Origin of the sequence: Lelliottia amnigena, from assembly GCF_019047465.1 — a bacterium.
Classification (GTDB): Bacteria; Pseudomonadota; Gammaproteobacteria; order Enterobacterales; family Enterobacteriaceae; genus Enterobacter; species Enterobacter amnigenus.
In genome coordinates, this window is sequence record NZ_CP077236.1 from 436,675 (window position 1) to 454,581 (window position 17,907).

The 17,907-nt window shown below is 50.4% G+C and carries 15 protein-coding genes and 2 tRNA genes; 10 read left to right on the forward strand and 7 right to left on the reverse strand.

Annotated elements, in window-relative coordinates; all coding sequences use genetic code 11:
• The first annotated feature begins 199 nt into the window (after window positions 1-199).
• Both lpxP and ypdK read left to right on the forward strand, forming a co-directional pair.
• The gene (gene lpxP, locus I6L74_RS02070; RefSeq protein WP_096759589.1) at window positions 200-1,120 is read left to right on the forward strand and encodes a kdo(2)-lipid IV(A) palmitoleoyltransferase; all 921 of its coding nucleotides are present in this window, start codon (window positions 200-202) and stop codon (window positions 1,118-1,120) included.
• 355 nt (window positions 1,121-1,475) lie between these two features.
• Entirely contained in the window at window positions 1,476-1,547 is a 72-nt protein-coding gene (gene ypdK / locus I6L74_RS02075; protein ID WP_106379800.1) for a membrane protein YpdK, read from the forward strand.
• Between the two features lie 63 nt (window positions 1,548-1,610).
• Here ypdK and alaC read toward each other — a convergent pair whose 3' ends face one another.
• Entirely contained in the window at window positions 1,611-2,846 is a 1,236-nt protein-coding gene (alaC, locus tag I6L74_RS02080; protein ID WP_059179366.1) for an alanine transaminase, read from the reverse strand.
• A gap of 384 nt (window positions 2,847-3,230) precedes the next feature.
• Between alaC and I6L74_RS02085 the strand changes: the two genes are divergently transcribed.
• Together I6L74_RS02085 and I6L74_RS02090 are read left to right on the forward strand one after the other, a co-directional pair.
• Window positions 3,231-4,928, forward strand: coding sequence for a sensor histidine kinase (locus I6L74_RS02085; RefSeq protein WP_059179367.1), 1,698 nt, complete (start codon window positions 3,231-3,233; stop codon window positions 4,926-4,928).
• 14 nt (window positions 4,929-4,942) lie between these two features.
• Window positions 4,943-5,680, forward strand: coding sequence for a LytR/AlgR family response regulator transcription factor (locus tag I6L74_RS02090; RefSeq protein WP_059179368.1), 738 nt, complete (start codon window positions 4,943-4,945; stop codon window positions 5,678-5,680).
• 35 nt (window positions 5,681-5,715) lie between these two features.
• Here I6L74_RS02090 and glk read toward each other — a convergent pair whose 3' ends face one another.
• Window positions 5,716-6,681, reverse strand: coding sequence for a glucokinase (gene glk / locus I6L74_RS02095; protein WP_059179369.1), 966 nt, complete (start codon window positions 6,679-6,681; stop codon window positions 5,716-5,718).
• A gap of 205 nt (window positions 6,682-6,886) precedes the next feature.
• Here glk and I6L74_RS02100 point away from each other — a divergent pair, with 205 nt between their 5' ends.
• Entirely contained in the window at window positions 6,887-8,122 is a 1,236-nt protein-coding gene (locus I6L74_RS02100) for an ion channel protein (protein WP_059179370.1), read from the forward strand.
• On the opposite strand, the gene ipdC is transcribed toward I6L74_RS02100, so the two are convergent.
• Window positions 8,123-9,781, reverse strand: a complete 1,659-nt coding sequence (gene ipdC, locus I6L74_RS02105) for an indolepyruvate decarboxylase (protein WP_059179371.1) — start codon at window positions 9,779-9,781, stop codon at window positions 8,123-8,125. It lies immediately after the preceding gene.
• A 185-nt stretch (window positions 9,782-9,966) separates the two neighbouring features.
• Between ipdC and mgrA the strand changes: the two genes are divergently transcribed.
• Together mgrA and I6L74_RS02115 are read left to right on the forward strand one after the other, a co-directional pair.
• On the forward strand, window positions 9,967-10,965 hold the full coding sequence (gene mgrA, locus I6L74_RS02110; RefSeq protein WP_059179372.1) for an L-glyceraldehyde 3-phosphate reductase: 999 nt from the start codon (window positions 9,967-9,969) through the stop codon (window positions 10,963-10,965).
• 127 nt (window positions 10,966-11,092) lie between these two features.
• Window positions 11,093-11,446, forward strand: a complete 354-nt coding sequence (locus I6L74_RS02115; RefSeq protein WP_059179373.1) for a DUF2502 domain-containing protein — start codon at window positions 11,093-11,095, stop codon at window positions 11,444-11,446.
• 63 nt (window positions 11,447-11,509) lie between these two features.
• On the opposite strand, the gene I6L74_RS02120 is transcribed toward I6L74_RS02115, so the two are convergent.
• Window positions 11,510-12,748, reverse strand: a complete 1,239-nt coding sequence (locus I6L74_RS02120; protein WP_059179374.1) for an Nramp family divalent metal transporter — start codon at window positions 12,746-12,748, stop codon at window positions 11,510-11,512.
• A 353-nt stretch (window positions 12,749-13,101) separates the two neighbouring features.
• On the opposite strand from I6L74_RS02120, the gene nupC reads away from it, so the two are divergent.
• Window positions 13,102-14,289 carry a nucleoside permease NupC gene (nupC, locus tag I6L74_RS02125; RefSeq protein WP_059179375.1) on the forward strand — a complete coding sequence of 396 codons (1,188 nt, stop codon included), beginning with the start codon at window positions 13,102-13,104 and terminating at the stop codon, window positions 14,287-14,289.
• A 39-nt stretch (window positions 14,290-14,328) separates the two neighbouring features.
• Here nupC and I6L74_RS02130 read toward each other — a convergent pair whose 3' ends face one another.
• The 3 genes from I6L74_RS02130 to I6L74_RS02140 form a co-directional block, all read right to left on the reverse strand.
• Window positions 14,329-16,524 (reverse strand): sensor domain-containing phosphodiesterase, encoded by a 2,196-nt coding sequence (locus I6L74_RS02130; protein WP_059179376.1) that lies wholly within the window; start codon window positions 16,522-16,524, stop codon window positions 14,329-14,331.
• A 212-nt stretch (window positions 16,525-16,736) separates the two neighbouring features.
• Window positions 16,737-16,812, reverse strand: a tRNA-Ala gene (locus tag I6L74_RS02135).
• A gap of 39 nt (window positions 16,813-16,851) precedes the next feature.
• Window positions 16,852-16,927, reverse strand: a tRNA-Ala gene (locus tag I6L74_RS02140).
• Between the two features lie 217 nt (window positions 16,928-17,144).
• Between I6L74_RS02140 and I6L74_RS02145 the strand changes: the two genes are divergently transcribed.
• Window positions 17,145-17,507 (forward strand): YfeC-like transcriptional regulator, encoded by a 363-nt coding sequence (locus tag I6L74_RS02145; protein WP_059179377.1) that lies wholly within the window; start codon window positions 17,145-17,147, stop codon window positions 17,505-17,507.
• 1 nt (window position 17,508) lies between these two features.
• Window positions 17,509-17,904, forward strand: a complete 396-nt coding sequence (locus tag I6L74_RS02150; protein ID WP_059179378.1) for a YfeC-like transcriptional regulator — start codon at window positions 17,509-17,511, stop codon at window positions 17,902-17,904.
• Window positions 17,905-17,907: the final 3 nt, after the last annotated feature.

Genomic DNA, 17,907 nt, shown 5'->3' on the forward strand with positions numbered 1-17,907 from the left:
CGCTTGCTTTTTCAGATAAAGTAGTCGTGGAACACGGTGTCCAACGATGCTACATTACGCAGCCTACCTTACATTGGCAGTGGTTATTGACTCCGTAAATATCGGTAAGCGCTGAAACTACTATCCTGAAATGCGGTCTACGCAAGCAGGTTGTAACGCGACGTTTGCGCTACCTTCTCAGGTTTTATATAGGTTCACTATTTTGTCTCAATGCAAATTCCAGCGTGCATTTCTTCATCCGCGTTACTGGGTAACGTGGTTTGGTCTTGGCCTCCTTTGGCTACTGGTTCAATTACCTTATCCCGCTATTCGTGTTCTGGGCTCGCGGTTAGGCAGTGCATCCCGCCACTTCCTGAAACGACGTGAATCCATTGCGCGCAGAAACCTTGAGCTCTGTTTCCCAAACGACACGTCCGCTCAACGTGAAAAAATGATTAAAGAAAACTTCAAAGCCATTGGGATGGCGCTGCTGGAAACAGGTATCGCCTGGTTCTGGCCCGACGAGCGCGTGCGTAAATGGTTCGATGTTGAGGGACTGGAGAATCTGAAAGAAGTGCAGGCGCAAAACCGTGGCGTAATGGTGATTGGCGTTCATTTTATGTCGCTGGAGCTGGGTGGTCGGGTGATGGGGCTGTGCCAACCTATGATGGCGACCTATCGTCCGCACAACAACTTACTGATGGAATGGGTGCAGACGCGCGGTCGTCTTCGGTCTAACAAAGCCATGATCAGCCGTAACAATTTGCGTGGCTTAGTGAGTGCTCTCAAAAAAGGCGAAGCCGTCTGGTTCGCTCCCGACCAGGATTATGGCCGCAAAGGAAGCAGCTTTGCCCCGTTTTTTGCCGTTGAGAATGTTGCCACAACGAACGGTACGTTTGTGATCTCACGTCTTTCTGGCGCACCGATGCTGACTGTCACTATGATCAGAAAAGCGGATAACTCAGGTTACCGTCTCTTTATCTCACCTGAGTTGAAAAATTATCCCCAGGACGAGACGGCAGCCGCCGCTTACATCAACAAAGTGATCGAGAAAGAAATCATGCGTGCCCCTGAACAATATTTGTGGGTCCATCGCCGCTTCAAAACACGTCCTGTTGGTGAATCCTCTCTTTATACGTAACATCTTTGAAGGTTAGTTTCGTTGAGAAACTAACCTTTTCAATCACCTGCCATCACAGTCTCAATTGTTAATTTTCATCGTCGCTCAACGTCTATTTATTGCACGATGAAATTAATCTGTCGCCATTCCACGACACTCGTAAGTGACGGAAAGTATTTAAAAAAATGCCTCTTGTCACTCCTGTTTTTTAGGCGTACATTAGCGCCGTCTGGCAACGGGAAGGCACAGAATTCTGAGCTGGAGTCGATGGCATAGCGGGATAATTCTTATTTCCGATAGCATCCGATTTCAACTCTCTATACTCAGTTGGACTTTGTTTTTTTAGGCGTATCAAAAGATGCGCGGAGCGACAAACGTGAAATATTTCTTTATGGGCATTTCGGTGATTGTATTTGTCTGGGCCGGAACCTTTGCCCTGATGATCTGAGCGAAGAACAACCGTTAAAAAAAAGAGGCGCCATTGGCGCCTCTTTTTTTATGCGTGCGACGGCTATTCAGATTCTGCTAAATTCTTTTTGTCCGACGGCAAAAGACCATCGGCTCGGAACATGCCTTTAATCCCTCTTACCGCCTGGCGTATGCGATCGCTATTTTCAATGAGCGCAAAACGCACATGCGTATCGCCATAATCACCAAAGCCGATGCCTGGGGAAACGCAGACTTTTGCGTCCTGAAGCAGCTTTTTAGCAAACTCCAGTGACCCCATGGCCGCATAGTGCTCAGGAATTTTTGCCCAGACGTACATTGAGGCTTTCGGCATGTCGACCATCCAGCCCGCTTCATGCAGCCCTTTCACCAGCACATCGCGGCGTCGTTTGTACTGCGCGGCGATGTCTAGCACACATTGCTGATCGCCTTCCAGCGCGGCAATCGCGGCCACCTGTAGCGGTGTAAAAGTGCCGTAGTCGTGATAGCTTTTGATTCGCGCCAGCGCATTGACCAGCGTTTTATTGCCGACCATAAATCCGATACGCCACCCAGCCATGTTGTAGCTTTTCGACAGCGTAAAGAATTCAACCGCCACATCGCGCGCGCCGGGTACTTGCATAATTGAAGGTGCTTTCCAGCCGTCATACACGATATCGGCGTACGCCAAATCATGGACCACCAGCACGTCATAACGCTTCGCCAGCGCTACCACTTTTTCAAAAAACTCCAGCTCAACGCACTGCGCCGTCGGATTCGACGGAAAGCCCAAAATCATCATTTTCGGCTTCGGATAACTTTCTCGAATCGCGCGTTCCAGCTCGTTGAAGAAGTCCACGCCTTCTACCAACGGCACGGAACGAACTTGCGCGCCAGCTATCACCGCACCATAAATATGGATCGGATAGCTCGGATTTGGCACCAGTACGGTATCACCATGATCCAGCGTCGCCAGCATCAGGTGTGCGAGTCCTTCTTTCGATCCGATCGTAACGATAGCTTCGCTTTCAGGATCGATATCAATCTGATAGCGATCCTGATACCAGCGAGAAATGGCACGTCGCAGTCTCGGAATGCCACGCGACGTCGAGTATCCGTGAGTATCCGGGCGTTGAGCAACGGTACACAGTTTTTCGACGATATGCGGCGGCGTAGGGCCATCAGGATTACCCATGCTGAAATCGATAATGTCTTCGCCGCGCCGACGCGCAGCCATTTTCAGTTCAGCAGTGATGTTAAAAACATAAGGGGGGAGACGATCGATACGCGTAAAACGGCGTTCAGGACTGAATTCAGCCATAGATTCCTCAGAGTCACGTTTGCGCCCGGACCGTCCGAGCGACGCTGCCACGTTTGTGGCGTGCTTAGAAAATAGCCTGATTGAAAACCCGCTGTCGAGAGGAGAATGAAAAAATAAAAAAAGAGGTAAAATGGGAACAACAATTTACGGAAAACAGGAAGTGTTTATGCAAAAAGAGATCAGAGATGCCATTTTATTAACATCATGATATCAATGAACTTACAACAATCCGCTCATTCACCGTCATCATCAATCCCGTCAATCAGAATCCAACAATCCCCTTTGTAAATTAAGGTTTTTCCTCATTTGCTAAAAACAGTGATGTCTGGTCATTCGGCGCCAGGTTTTCTATCATAGATTTTTCCCGTTTTCCCAGGTTGTCTCGTGCACGAAATATTCACTATGCTGCTGGCGGTATTTGATCGCGCAGCATTAATGCTGATTTGTCTGTTTTTCCTGATCCGCATCCGGCTTTTTCGCGAGCTTTTGCATAAATCAGCACACTCGCCAAAAGAGCTGCTGGCCGTCACCGCAATCTTCTCGATGTTTGCGCTCTTCAGTACCTGGTCCGGCGTACCGGTAGAGGGATCGCTGGTCAATGTACGCATTATTGCCGTGATGTCCGGGGGGATTTTATTTGGTCCATGGGTGGGGATCATTACCGGCATTATTGCGGGAACGCACCGCTATTTAATCGATATCGGTGGCGTGACGGCTATCCCGTGCTTTATCACCAGCATAATCGCGGGTGTATTATCCGGCTGGATCAACCGTAAGTTTCCCAAAAAACAGCACTGGAAAGCCGGTATCGTGGCCGGTATGGTTTGCGAAACGCTGACCATGATCCTGGTGGTGGCCTGGGCCCCGTCTACCGAGCTTGGGTTGGATATTGTCTCGAAAATCGGTATTCCGATGATTCTGGGCAGCGTATGTATTGGATTTATCGTTTTACTGGTGCAGAGCGTCGAAGGCGAAAAAGAGGCCAGCGCAGCGCGCCAGGCAAAACTTGCGCTGGATATCGCCAATAAAACGCTGCCGCTTTTTCGGCATGTCAACGCAGAATCCTTGCGTCAGGTCTGCGATATCATCCGACGAGATATTCACGCTGATGCGGTGGCGATCACCAATATTGATCATGTGCTCGCCTACGTAGGTGTGGGTGAACATAACTATCGCGATAACGACGATGCCGTCAGCCCCACGACTCGCCAGGCCATTAACTACGGAAAAATCATTATTAAAAACAATGATGAAGCGCATCGCACGCCGGAGATCCACTCCATGCTGGTAATCCCGCTGTGGGAAAAAGGGATAGTTACCGGCACGCTTAAGATTTACTACTGCCATGCGCATCAAATCACCTCTTCACTGCAGGAGATGGCGATTGGCCTGTCGCAAATTATCTCTACACAGCTGGAAGTTTCTCGCGCCGAGCAGCTACGTGAAATGGCAAATAAGGCAGAGCTGCGCGCCCTGCAAAGTAAAATTAATCCCCATTTCCTGTTTAACGCGCTGAATGCGATTTCCTCTTCTATTCGAATGAATCCAGATACCGCCCGTCAGCTGATTTATAATCTTTCGCGCTATTTACGCTACAACATTGAGCTTAATGACGACGAGCAAATCGACATCAAAAAAGAGCTGTATCAGATCAAAGACTACATCGCGATCGAACAGGCACGTTTTGGCGATAAGCTGACGGTCATCTACGATATCGACGAAGAGGTGCACTGCGTCATCCCCAGCCTGTTGATTCAGCCGCTGGTTGAGAACGCGATCGTCCACGGTATTCAGCCATGCAAAGGCAAAGGCGTGGTAACGATTAGCGTGGCGGAATGTGGCAATCGCGTGCGCGTGGCGGTACGAGATACCGGAAACGGCATTGATCCCAACGTGATTGCGCGCGTGGAATCTAACGAAATGCCCGGCAATAAAATTGGCCTGTTGAATGTTCATCACCGCGTGAAATTACTTTACGGCGAAGGGCTGCATATTCGTCGTCTGGAACCCGGGACAGAAATCGCTTTTTATGTGCCTAATGAGCGCTTGCCCGTGCATACGCAAACATTATTGTGGCCCTGAATGAGGATGGATGCATGAAAGTCATCATTGTCGAAGATGAGATCCTCGCCCAACAAGAGCTGAGCTGGCTGATAAAAGAGCACAGCCAGATGGAGATTGTGGGTACGTTTGAAGACGGACTGGATGTGCTGAAGTTTTTACAGCACAACAAAGTTGACGCTATTTTCCTGGATATCAACATTCCGTCACTGGATGGCGTACTGCTGGCGCAGAATATCAATCAGTTTGCTCATAAGCCGTTTATTGTTTTTGTCACTGCCTGGAAAGAGCATGCCGTCGAAGCATTCGAACTGGAAGCGTTTGACTACATTCTCAAGCCTTATCAGGAATCGCGCATTGTGAGTATGCTGCAAAAACTTGAAATGGCCTGGCAGCAGCAAAACCACTCCGCGGTGAGCACAAGCCCTGTTATTACACGTGAAAACGATACGCTGAATCTTATAAAAGATGAGCGGATTATCGTCACCCCCATGGATGATATTTATTACGCCGAAGCGCACGAAAAAATGACGTTTGTTTATACTCGCCGCGAGTCTTTCGTGATGCCGATGAATATCACTGAATTTTGCAGCAAGCTGCCCGCGTCGCATTTTTTCCGCTGTCACCGTTCGTTTTGTGTGAATCTGAATAAAATCCGCGAGATCGAACCGTGGTTTAACAACACCTATATTTTACGGCTGAAGGATTTGGATTTTCAGGTGCCAGTGAGTCGTAGCAAGGTGAAGGAATTCAGACAGCTTATGCATTTGTAGCAGAATCCCCTCTCCACCTGGAGAGGGGATGACAATCAGAGATATTGGCCCAGCGTCTGGCGTAAATGCGCGCCGGAGCCCAGCAGTCCTGGATTATCATGTACGATCAGATAAACCGGAATGTCCTGCACATAGGATTTAAAACGCCCTTTATCTTCAAATCCGCCACGGAAACCCGACGCTTTAAAGAACTCCAGGAAACGCGGCACAATGCCACCCGCGATGTAAACCCCGCCAAACGTGCCGAGATTGAGCGCCAGATTGCCGCCAAAGCGTCCCATAATCACGCAGAACAGTGACAACGCGCGACGACAGTCAGTGCAACTGTCCGCCAGGGCGCGTTCAGTAATGTCTTTTGGCTGTAAGTTTTCCGGCAGACGATTATCGGATTTCACAATCGCGCGATAAAGATAGACCAGCCCAGGGCCGGACAGCACGCGCTCGGCGGAGACGTGGCCCAGTTCGGCGCGCAGTTCATGCAGAATGATCCCTTCTTCTTCACTGTTCGGCGCAAAATCAACGTGACCGCCCTCGCCCGGCAAGCTGACCCAACGTTTATCAACGTGAACCAGATGTGAAACACCCAGTCCTGTGCCCGCGCCATAGACGGCAATCGGCTTGCCTTCGACCGGTTCCGCGCCACCAAACTGAATAAGATGTTCGGGTTTGAGCATGGGGATCGCCATTGAAACGGCCGTAAAGTCGTTGATAATTTCCAGATGTGCGAAGCCGAGATTTTTTTTCATTTCGGCAATGGAAAAGGCCCAGGTGTGATTCGTCATGGCCACCCAGTCACCGGTAATTGGGCAGGCAATAGCAATACAACCGTCCTCCACACCGACCTGATGTTCATCCAGATAGACACGAACTACCGCTTCAAGACTGGGATAATCCAGCCCGGAATAGGTCTTTGCCTGAGAAATTTCACCGGTATCAATATCGCATAATGCCAGCCGCGCATTCGTGCCGCCTACATCGCCTACTAAAGCATATTTTGTCATTCTTCTACTGCTCCGCTAAAGTCAGAATAAATCTTTGGGACACTGTAAATTCAAGGCGGGATAACAACAACGGCCTGAATGCGAACTGCCCAGGATAATCGATCTTCGTCACAGAATCACTTTACCGTTTCAGCACCTTTTGCACTATTGCCGTCAAACTGAATGTGCAAAGTCACGCTAAATACTTTTGTACAAGGAAATCATCATGCTCCATCCGCGAGCCAGAACCATGCTGTTGTTAGCGACACCTGCGCTCATCATTGGTATTGCGTCAAGCCTGGTGTTAATCGTCGTGATGAAAGTCGCCTCGGTGCTGCAAACTTTTTTGTGGGCTGCCCTGCCGGGAAAGCTCGGCATCGATTTTGCCTCTCCGACCTGGATTATCCTGATGCTGACCCTCACCGGTATCGCGGTAGGCTTAGTCATTCGTTTTAGCCCTGGACACGCAGGCCCCGATCCGGCGCTGGAGCCGTTGATTAGCGCGCCGGTCAACCCGGCGGCGCTACCGGGTTTACTTCTTGCCCTGGTGATCGGTCTGGCGGGCGGTGTGAGTCTGGGGCCAGAACACCCCATCATGGCCGTGAATATTGCGCTCGCAGTTTATCTGGGTTCGCGCATTTTCCCCCGCGTTGGCGCGCTGGACTGGACGATTCTGGCGTCTGCCGGCACCATCGGGGCGCTATTTGGTACGCCCGTCGCCGCCGCGCTTATTTTTTCCCAAACGCTGAGTGGCGATAACGACGTCCCGCTCTGGGATCGCCTCTTTGCGCCTCTGATGGCCGCTGCCGCTGGCGCGCTCACCACCAGCCTGTTTTACCATCCGCATTTTTCGCTGCCCATTCCGCACTACGGGCAGATGCAACTGGCAGATATATTCAGCGGGGCCATTGTCGCTGCCATCGCCATCGCGCTGGGTATGGTGGCCGTTTGGTGCTTGCCGCGACTGCATCGCCTGATGCATAAGCTCAAACACCCGGTTTTGATTCTGGGTGCGGGCGGTTTTCTGCTGGGGATTCTTGGGGCAATCGGTGGGCCGGTGACGTTATTTAAAGGCCTCGATGAGATGCAACAGATGGCATTTAGCCAGGTCTTTAGCGTGTCGGATTATTTCCTGTTCGCCGTTATCAAGCTGGCCGCCGTTGTCGTGGCGGCCGCATGTGGTTTTCGCGGGGGGCGTATCTTCCCGGCGGTATTTATCGGCGTGGCGTTAGGACTGATGCTTCATGAGCATGTCGACGCCGTTCCGGCGGCAATTACGATTTCCTGCTCCATTTTGGGGTTGGTACTGGTCGTCACGCGCGATGCCTGGCTGAGCCTGTTTATGGCAGCGGTCGTGGTGCCCGATACCAACTTATTGCCGTTACTCTGTATCGTGATGCTGCCCGCCTGGCTCCTGCTGGCGGGCAAACCGATGCTGATGGCCTGGCGGAAGGATAAGTGATCACGCGCTGTTACGCGCCTCCAGCGCTTCGGTGATGGCCCTGAGAAGCGGAGGAATATCCGCTTTGGGCAACATCACCTCAATCAATGAAAGTCGCTCACGATGGGCGACTTTCTCCAGCACCTCCGCCAGCTGTACCGTTTCGCTGACCCGCCAGCATTGAGCCTGACAATTCAGGCTGAGCGCCTGCGGGATTTGCGTCCAGTTCCACAGCGCGATGTCGTTATAGCGCTGCTCCGCCCCATGAATCGCCCGCTCAACGGTATACCCTTCGTTATTCAGCACCAGAATGACCGGCCGCTGATTATCCCGCAGCATCGAGCCCATTTCCTGAATCGTCAGCTGTGCTGCGCCGTCCCCGGTGAGCACAATTACGCGCCGGTCCGGACAAGCGGTTTGCGCGCCGAACGCCGCTGCTAACGTAAAGCCGATCGATCCCCATAGCGGCTGAACGATAAAGTCGACGTCCGAAGGCAGTCGCAGCGCACTTGCACCAAACGCAGCAGTTCCTTGATCGGCAAGAATGATATCCCCGGGACGAATAAACGTTTGCAGCGTGTGCCAGAAATTATCCTGAGTCAGCGTGCCTTGATGATAATCCTGAGAAAGTGCGGGCTGATGAATCGGCAGCGTCTGCCGGGTAACGTGCTGCCTGCAAAGCTCAGATACGATTTCAACCGCCCGCGCCATGGGAATGCCGGTAAACCAGCGATCCCCAATCCGAGCCGCATAGGGTTGGACTTCAATGGTCTGGCCCGCAGTGAGTTTGTGAGTAAATCCCGCGGTCAAGGTATCGGTAAAACGCGTGCCCACGCAGATGACGGTATCCGCCCCTTCGATAGCCTCCCGGACGGCGTCGGTGCTCGCAGCCCCGCTGTACGTCCCGTAAAAACCCGTCTGTCGCTCATCAAAAATCCCTTTCCCCATCAGCATCGTCGCATGTGCCATGGGCGTCTCTTTCACCCACGCCTGAAGCGATTTTTTTAGCCCATACCGCAGGACTAAAAAATCAGCCAATAGCGCCGTACGTTGACTGGTTGCAAGACGCGCCTCTGCGGCTTCGCGGAACGCTTGCAAACAGGCGTGATCAAGGGGAAGAAGTTCATCAGTGAAAACGCTTACAGGGGGTATGGCAGGTTTTTTTGCCACATCCGCGGGGAGCATCAGATATCCCGGACGGCGCTCACGTCGCATAACTGACAATACGCGATCGATTTCATAGCAGGCATTTTGTTCGGTGAGAATAGCCTGCGCTGCGGTAATGGGCTCACTCATCTTAAAGAAATGGCGGAATTCTCCGTCACCCAATGTGTGATGCATCAGCTCCCCTTTTTGCTGTGCGGCGCTGCAAGGCGCTCCTACGATGTGCAATACCGGCACGTACTCCGCAAAACTGCCGGCGATTCCGTTCATCGCACTCAGTTCCCCCACACCAAATGTCGTGAGCAACGCGGCAAAACCCTTGCAGCGAGCATATCCATCGGCGGCATAGGAGGCATTGAGTTCGTTGGCGCACCCCACCCAGCGGATTACGGGGCTGTCGATAACGTGATCAAGGAATTGCAGATTGTAGTCACCCGGCACGCCAAACAGGTGCTCAACACCACACTGTGAAAGGCGGTCCAGCAGATAATCGGCGACGGAATAGGCGGTTCGCATAACAGGAGTCCTTCTGACGTTGACCTCACTTTGAGTATTAAAGAAGCGTGATGTCTGTCCAGGAATGCGGAAAAGAAGAGTCTGGAAAGAATGCTTTACGAAAAATGACGTAGTAATCTGATGGTCTGAACCAGCGTGTAAACGTATACACTGAGAATCATTATTCAGAACAAAGGGGCTAGAGCATGGTTTTTCAGGCTGATAAAACACGTTATGAGTCAATGCAGTATCGTCGATGCGGTCAGAGTGGTCTGAGACTCCCCGCCGTTTCGCTGGGTCTGTGGCATAACTTTGGCGACAGCACGTTGATTGAAAATAGCCGTCAACTTTTACAACGCGCATTCGAGCTCGGGATCACCCACTTCGATCTGGCCAACAACTACGGGCCACCGCCAGGATCGGCAGAGAGCAACTTTGGACGTATTTTTCGAGAAGATTTTCACCCTTACCGTGACGAACTAGTGATCTCGACTAAAGCGGGATACACCATGTGGGACGGGCCTTACGGGGACTGGGGATCGCGAAAATATCTCATCGCCAGCCTTGATCAAAGCCTCAAGCGCATGGGGCTGGAATATGTTGATATCTTTTACCACCACCGCCCGGACCCAGAAACGCCGCTGAGAGAGACAATGAAAGCGCTCGATCATATCGTGCGCCAGGGCAAAGCCCTGTATGTCGGTCTTTCAAACTACCCGGCGGAACTGGCTCGCCAGGCCATTGATATCCTGGACGATCTTGGGACGCCTTGTCTCATCCACCAGCCAAAATACTCGATGTTTGAACGTGCTCCGGAAGAGGGATTGCTGTCCGTTTTGCAGGAAAAAGGGGTGGGTTGTATTCCTTTCTCACCGCTCGCGGGTGGGCAACTGACCGATCGCTATTTGAATGGTATTCCGGCTGATTCACGCGCGGCGAGCAAGAGTCGATTCTTGAATGCCGATCAGGTCAGCGATGAAAAACTGAGTAAGGTTCGCCAGCTCAACGCGTTAGCCGAACGCCGAGGCCAGAAGCTGTCACAAATGGCACTCGCCTGGGTGTTACGTCACGACACCGTCACCAGCGTGCTGATTGGTGCCAGTAAAACGTCACAAATCGAAGACGCAGTCGGCATGCTCAATAATCTTCACTTCACTGCTGAAGAGCTTGAAGCGATCGACGCGATTCTGAACAGCTCAAAATAAATGCGTCTTTAGCAAAAAGTGCTCCCCCCTGTGAATTAGGAGTTGAGGCGATTAAACGGGGCTTTACTGCCCCGTAAAATTGCATTAACAGGCCGCTTACGGCTCCGTTCGTAGGAGAATAACAATAATGTTCAGATCACTGATTCTTGCAGCAATCCTGATGGCGAGTGCGCCACTGATTGCAAATGCAGGCGAAATTACCCTGTTGCCGTCAATAAAATTACATATTGGCGATCGTGATAACTCTGGTAACTACTGGGACGGTGGCGGCTGGCGCGACCGTGATTACTGGCACCGTAACTACGAATGGCGTCAAAACCGCTGGTGGAGACATGATAATGGTCGTCACCGTGGCTGGGATAACCGCAAGGCGTACGAACGTGGCTACCGTGAAGGCTGGAGCGATCGTGATGACCGTCGCGGACCTCGGGGCCATGGACGAGGTCACGATCGTGGGCACGGACACGGGCATCGCCACTAATATCGTCACCGCAAAAAAGGAGCCATCAGGCTCCTTTTTCATGCTTATTTCAGTCTGGTTGTCTTACAACCCCAGCAGCGTGCCAATCAGCAGCCACAGGTTCAGCGCCACCACCAGTACCACGATCATCCATCCGATACGTTTAACCAGCGTCGAATTGACCAAATCACCCATCAGCGATTGATTGCCTGTAAAAATCAGCAGCGGTACCAGCGCCAGTGCGATACCAAAGCTCAGCAATACCTGACTCATCACCAAAATGCGGGTGGGGTCCAGCCCCATCAGAATGACGATAAATGAAGGCATCATGGTGACGGAGCGGCGTACCCACAGCGGAATGTGGAAACGTACGAAGCCCTGCATAACGACCTGCCCAGCCAGCGTACCGACCACCGTCGATGAAAGCCCCGCGGCGACCAGGCTTAAACCAAAAATGGTTGCCGCCGCATGGCTCAGCAGCGGTTCCAGCGTCAAATACGCCTGATCGAGATCGGCAACGCCAGTGTGACCGTTAAAATGAAACGCCGCCGCAGCAGTCGCCATCATGGCAAGATTAACGAATCCGGCGATCGTCATCGCAATACCCACATCCCATTTGGTTGCCGAATAGCGTTCCTGCCGGGTGCCATCATGCGCATTTTGCGTCAACGACGAGTGGAGATAGATAACATGCGGCATGATCGTCGCGCCCAGAACACCGGCTGCCAGAAACACAGCTTCCGAGGTTGGGAGGCTGGGTATTGCCATACCTTTGCTCAATTGCACCAGATTCGGCTGCGAAAACACGAGCTCAACAATATACGCTGCCGCAACGAATAACAGCAGACCGCCGATGACCAGTTCCAGCGGTTTTTGCCCCCGCCGCTGCAACATCAGAATAAGGAAAGTGGCAATCCCCGTCAGTACTGCGCCCTGAAGGAGCGAAACGCCGAGGATCAGTTTGAAGCCTATGGCCGCGCCAATAAATTCCGCGAGATCGGTCGCCATCGCGATGATTTCCGCCTGAACCCAGTAAAACCATACGACCGGGCGGGGATAATGATCGCGAATTTGTTCCGCCAGGTTTTTTCCCGTCGCGATCCCAAGCTTCGCGGATAACACCTGAATCAGCATCGCCATCAGGTTTGCCCACACGACAACCCACAGCAATTTATAGCCGAAGCTGGCCCCAGCCTGAATATTGGTCGCAAAGTTACCTGGATCAATGTAACCAATCGCAGCAATGAACGCCGGTCCCATTAATGCGAACCGCAACTTGCGCGCTGCTCTGCCACTGCTACCCTCAACGCGACTGTTATTCATTTCTACCTCTGGAGATATAGCCTTTGCTATGTTTCATGCTATCAAAACGAGAATGATTATCAAGATCATTTAAATGGGTTATAGCGATTTCATTGATAGTGAAGAACAATAGCAAGGCAGGACGTTTTGGAATTATTTAGAACCAACTGCGAAAGTGAATCATCTTTTGTGAAGCCTAGCACACAAACGTAACTTTTCACTCATTTACATAACATAACAGAAATGTATGGTTGATCACTATTTTTGAGACTCGTCACAGGATGTAACTATAGTGTGGTCTTGATCTCGTTTTCTTTGCACTTGTTACATAGAATGTGCACGGAAATTAAACCTGCCTCATATTTGGAGCAAATATGGACCGCGTCCTTCATTTTGTCCTGGCACTTGTTGTCGTTACTGCACTTGCATTGCTGGTCAGCACTGACCGCAAAAACATTCGTATTCGCTATGTTATACAACTGCTCGTCATTGAAGTTTTACTTGCGTGGTTCTTCCTGAACTCCAACATTGGCCTTGGTTTCGTCAGAGGTTTTTCCGAAATGTTCGAAAAACTGCTCGGATTTGCTAACGAAGGGACCAACTTCGTCTTTGGCAGTATGAACGATCAAGGTCTGGCATTCTTCTTCCTGAAAGTGCTGTGCCCAATCGTCTTTATCTCTGCACTGATCGGTATTCTGCAGCACATTCGTGTTCTGCCAGTGATTATCCGCGCGATTGGCTTCCTGTTATCCAAAGTCAACGGTATGGGTAAACTGGAGTCTTTCAACGCCGTCAGTTCCCTGATTCTGGGCCAGTCTGAGAACTTTATCGCGTATAAAGATATCCTGGGCAAAATGTCTCGCAACCGCATGTACACCATGGCGGCAACAGCAATGTCGACTGTATCCATGTCTATCGTGGGTGCATACATGACGATGCTGGAACCGAAATACGTGGTCGCAGCGCTGGTTCTGAACATGTTCAGCACCTTTATCGTTCTGTCTCTGATCAACCCTTACCGCGTTGATGCCAGCGAAGAAAATATCCAGATGTCTAACCTGCACGAAGGCCAGAGCTTCTTCGAAATGCTGGGTGAATACATTCTGGCTGGCTTTAAAGTTGCCATTATCGTTGCTGCCATGTTGATCGGTTTTATCGCGCTGATCGCTGCGTTGAACGCCCTGTTCGCTGCCGTACTGGGCATCTCCTTCCAGGGGATTCTGGGTTACATCTTCTACCCGATTGCCTGGGTAATGGGTGTTCCGGCGCATGAAGCACTGCAGGTCGGTAGCATTATGGCCACCAAACTGGTTTCCAACGAATTCGTTGCGATGATGGATCTGCAGAAAATTGCCAGCACGCTCTCCCCGCGCGCAGAAGGCATTCTGTCAGTCTTCCTGGTGTCCTTCGCTAACTTCTCTTCAATCGGTATTATCGCAGGCGCGATTAAAGGCCTGAACGAAGAGCAAGGAAACGTGGTTTCCCGCTTTGGTCTGAAACTGGTTTATGGTTCAACTCTGGTGAGCGTGCTGTCTGCGTCTATCGCAGCCCTGGTACTGTAATCAGAAGAAAAAACCGGAGGTGCTAAGCCTCCGGTTTTTTTATGCCTGTAATTCCTCGATCGGGCGTGGCTTCCCAATCAGATAGCCTTGAAGGTAATCCACACCAAACGCCAAAAGCATCTGCCGCTGCTCGTGCGTTTCAACATATTCAGCAACAACGCTGAGTGATTTGGTTTTCGCCAGATTACAGATCGATTTCACAATCATCGCATCCATGCTGTCGGTACAAATATCCTTTATAAAACAGCCATCTATTTTTATAACGTCTGCCTCCAGGCGCTTCAGCCGCTCGTAGTTGGCATAGCCCGTACCGAAATCATCAATGGCAATTTTGAATCCGAATTCACGCAGCTTCTGGATATTAAAAATACTGCTTTCAGACTCAGAAAAAGCCTGCTCTTCAGTGACTTCGATAATCACCGCTGCGCAAGAGACGCCATGGCGTTTAAATAGAGCAATAATCTCTGATGCTGTCTCTTTCTGCATCAGCGTGAGTGGCATGAGATTGACCGAGAACCGGGCGTAAAAGTGCGACACAGGATGATCCGCCAACCATATCACCATGGCTTCCACCACGCTCAGGTCAAAACGCCTGCTGAGGTTAAATTGTGCAAAGAGTGGGATGAATTGGTCGGGGAAAATCAATTCGCCATCACTTTCCAGCCGCGTCAGGATTTCGTGATATCCCCCGCCTTCAGCATTCTGAATGGGTTGCACATACAGACGCAAACCGCCCTCAGTGAGAGCGCGTTTGACACGGCTCAACAGGAAAACGCGTTCCGTCGTCTGGTCAGATATCGTTGCCAGGCTGTGCGTTAATGCTAATACGGTTTGATTTGCACAAGACTGCTCTGATAACCAACTCAGTTGACCCAGCACATGATGAAGTTTCTCACCCCATTCATCGCTCATGCTCCCCCAGGATGCGCCAAATTCGACATCAAGAGCCGTATTGTTCCAGTAAATTCTTCGATTATTAAGATGGTCAACAATGTGCTGCAAGCGCGCAGCCGTTTCGGTGCCGTTCAGTACAAGTACCAACTCGCTACCCGGTAGCTGGAAAAGTTTTTCATCGGTCAGTAAAAACGGCTGTAGAGCGCTCGTAACTTCACGCTTACAGTTTACGCGCATCATCATCCCATAATGCCGACTTAGAAACTCCAGGTTGGCTATGCGCAAGCAACACACATGAAAGTGCGGGTGTTTTTCTAGAAAAGCTTCCAGAGCGCGCATATTAGGTAAGCCCGTTAAGGGGTCGGTCAATGCCCTCTCCTGCCAACCCTGCTTTAACCACTCGCCATGCTGATAGATACGTGACATGTAAAGCAGACATAGCGTGAACGAAATCAGAACGGAGAGAACAAATGCCAGGGAGTAGCCATTCTCTACACCGTAAAGGAAATTTCCATTATAGGTGAGTAGCAAAAATACGCAGATAGCCCAACTGAACGAAATTACAATATAGCTTAATCGGCTAATACCTATAGTGAACAGGATAAATATGATCGGAACCAGATAGCCTGCAATGTAATTTGCGCGAAAAGGCGTGCACAGGGCAATCAGTACAGCGATCAGAAGCATCAACCAGAATAATGTAAAAAAGATATGTTTTTTAGAAAAAGAAGGTCTGACATGATACCGCCAAATTTTCATGGCATAACGAGGATTAATCATCATCCTTAAGGGGTAATAAAACATCATGGTAAATATTATTGCAGACGATATTAGGCTCTGAACATCGATAACGTTATCCATTGCTGAGCCTAGGCCAAAATAATTCGACAGCATCACAGGAAAATGGAGTAAATATCCTATCAAAAACATAGATAATTTAATGCTAATGGGGAGTATAAAACCCAACCAAAAAATCTGTATCCCTATGTTTCGATTAGGGACTCCAAACCGCCATCGTCGCCCAAGCTGCCATCGCATAATACCGCAGACAACCAACACAGAAAATACCTGGCAAAACAATAACGCTAATGACTGTATGAGCGTTAATTGTAAACCCCAGGCATTAATAAGTGCAGTGCTAACAATAATGGGGGCAATCGCACGTCGGCCAAATAATAGAATAACCGCCAGCATTACGCTCAGCGGAAGCCAGGCAAGATATATATCATTATCATTAACAATTGCACGAGGGGAGATATAGCGGGAAAGAGGAAGAGTCAGCAGGCAAATAATAGAAGCGATTGCGAATATTCTTAAGCTTTCAAGAATTTTTTTTGTCATTACGGTTAGCAACCTCATTTACCTGACAGTGCGTTAATGCGTAAGAATAGTAAGTTTATTAATTCCGCGAAGCAAGTCTCCCTTTAAGGGTCGCCAGCGTTTTTGCCAAAGGTTTACTCGCCGTATAAGAAATACGTTGTTTTGCAACAAAGGGAGGGATGTTTTTTACATTACCATAAAAAAACCCCCGCCATTCGGCGAGGGTCTGAATTTGGTGGAGCTAAGCGGGATCGAACCGCTGACCTCTTGCATGCCATGCAAGCGCTCTCCCAGCTGAGCTATAGCCCCACAGTGTCTTTACGTTCCAAACTCTTCTGGATAAGAATTTGGTGGAGCTAAGCGGGATCGAACCGCTGACCTCTTGCATGCCATGCAAGCGCTCTCCCAGCTGAGCTATAGCCCCAACGTAAAGCTGTCGTGTTGACGGGCGGCATAATATGAATTCCATTGAAGTGTGTCAACGGCAAAATCAGCCCCACTCTTTCAATCGTCGAAAAATCAGGCAAATAAAGCACATTGCGAAGCGGCTCGCAGTCCTAAGTTAAGCCTGTCACGTTTTCACGTAAAAGGGTGCTATAAGATGAACCACTAATTAACCCTACTGATACTCAGGTGATTGTATGATCAAGGAACGAATGACGCCGGAGGAGCTGTCCCGGCTCACGGGCTATAGCCGTCAGACCATCAATAAATGGGTACGTAAAGAGGGTTGGAAAACTTCACCAAGGCCGGGAGTTCAGGGCGGAAAAGCGCGTTTGGTACATGTGAACGAAAAAGTCAGGGAATTTATTCGTTCTGCCTGTCGAATAACCGACGACCCTCAGCTATCGGAAGGCAGTGCAAGCCTTAGCGCACTTAACGCGCTGCTCCTGACACTGGCAAATGAAATGACCCCGGATGAACAAAAGCAGCTGACCACGCTGTTACTGCGGGAAGGGATTTCCGGATTATTACAACGATTAGGAATACGTGACCAGAACTAATATGAATAAATTACGGAGCAAAATGACCACGGAAGAGTTGGCCGAAAGTCTTGGCGTGGCCAAGCAAACGGTAAACCGCTGGGTGCGCAAGCAAGGCTGGAAAACAGAGGGTATAAACGGGGTGAAAGGTGGACGGGCAAGGCTCATTCATATTGACGCCAGGGTCCGCGAGCACATCGTTAACTTGCCCGCCATTCGTAACCGTCAGGTCACCTATCATCTTGCTGAGCCATCAGCCACATATGGTGGTACTACCCCACCTCGTGTGTTGCGTCAGGTTATCGATACACTGGAAAATATGACCCAAATCGAGCAGGAGAGGCTTGCTGCGCTACTGACACGTGAGGGCATCCAGGGATTTCTCAACCGTCTCGGTATTGCTGAAGAGCACGCATAAAAA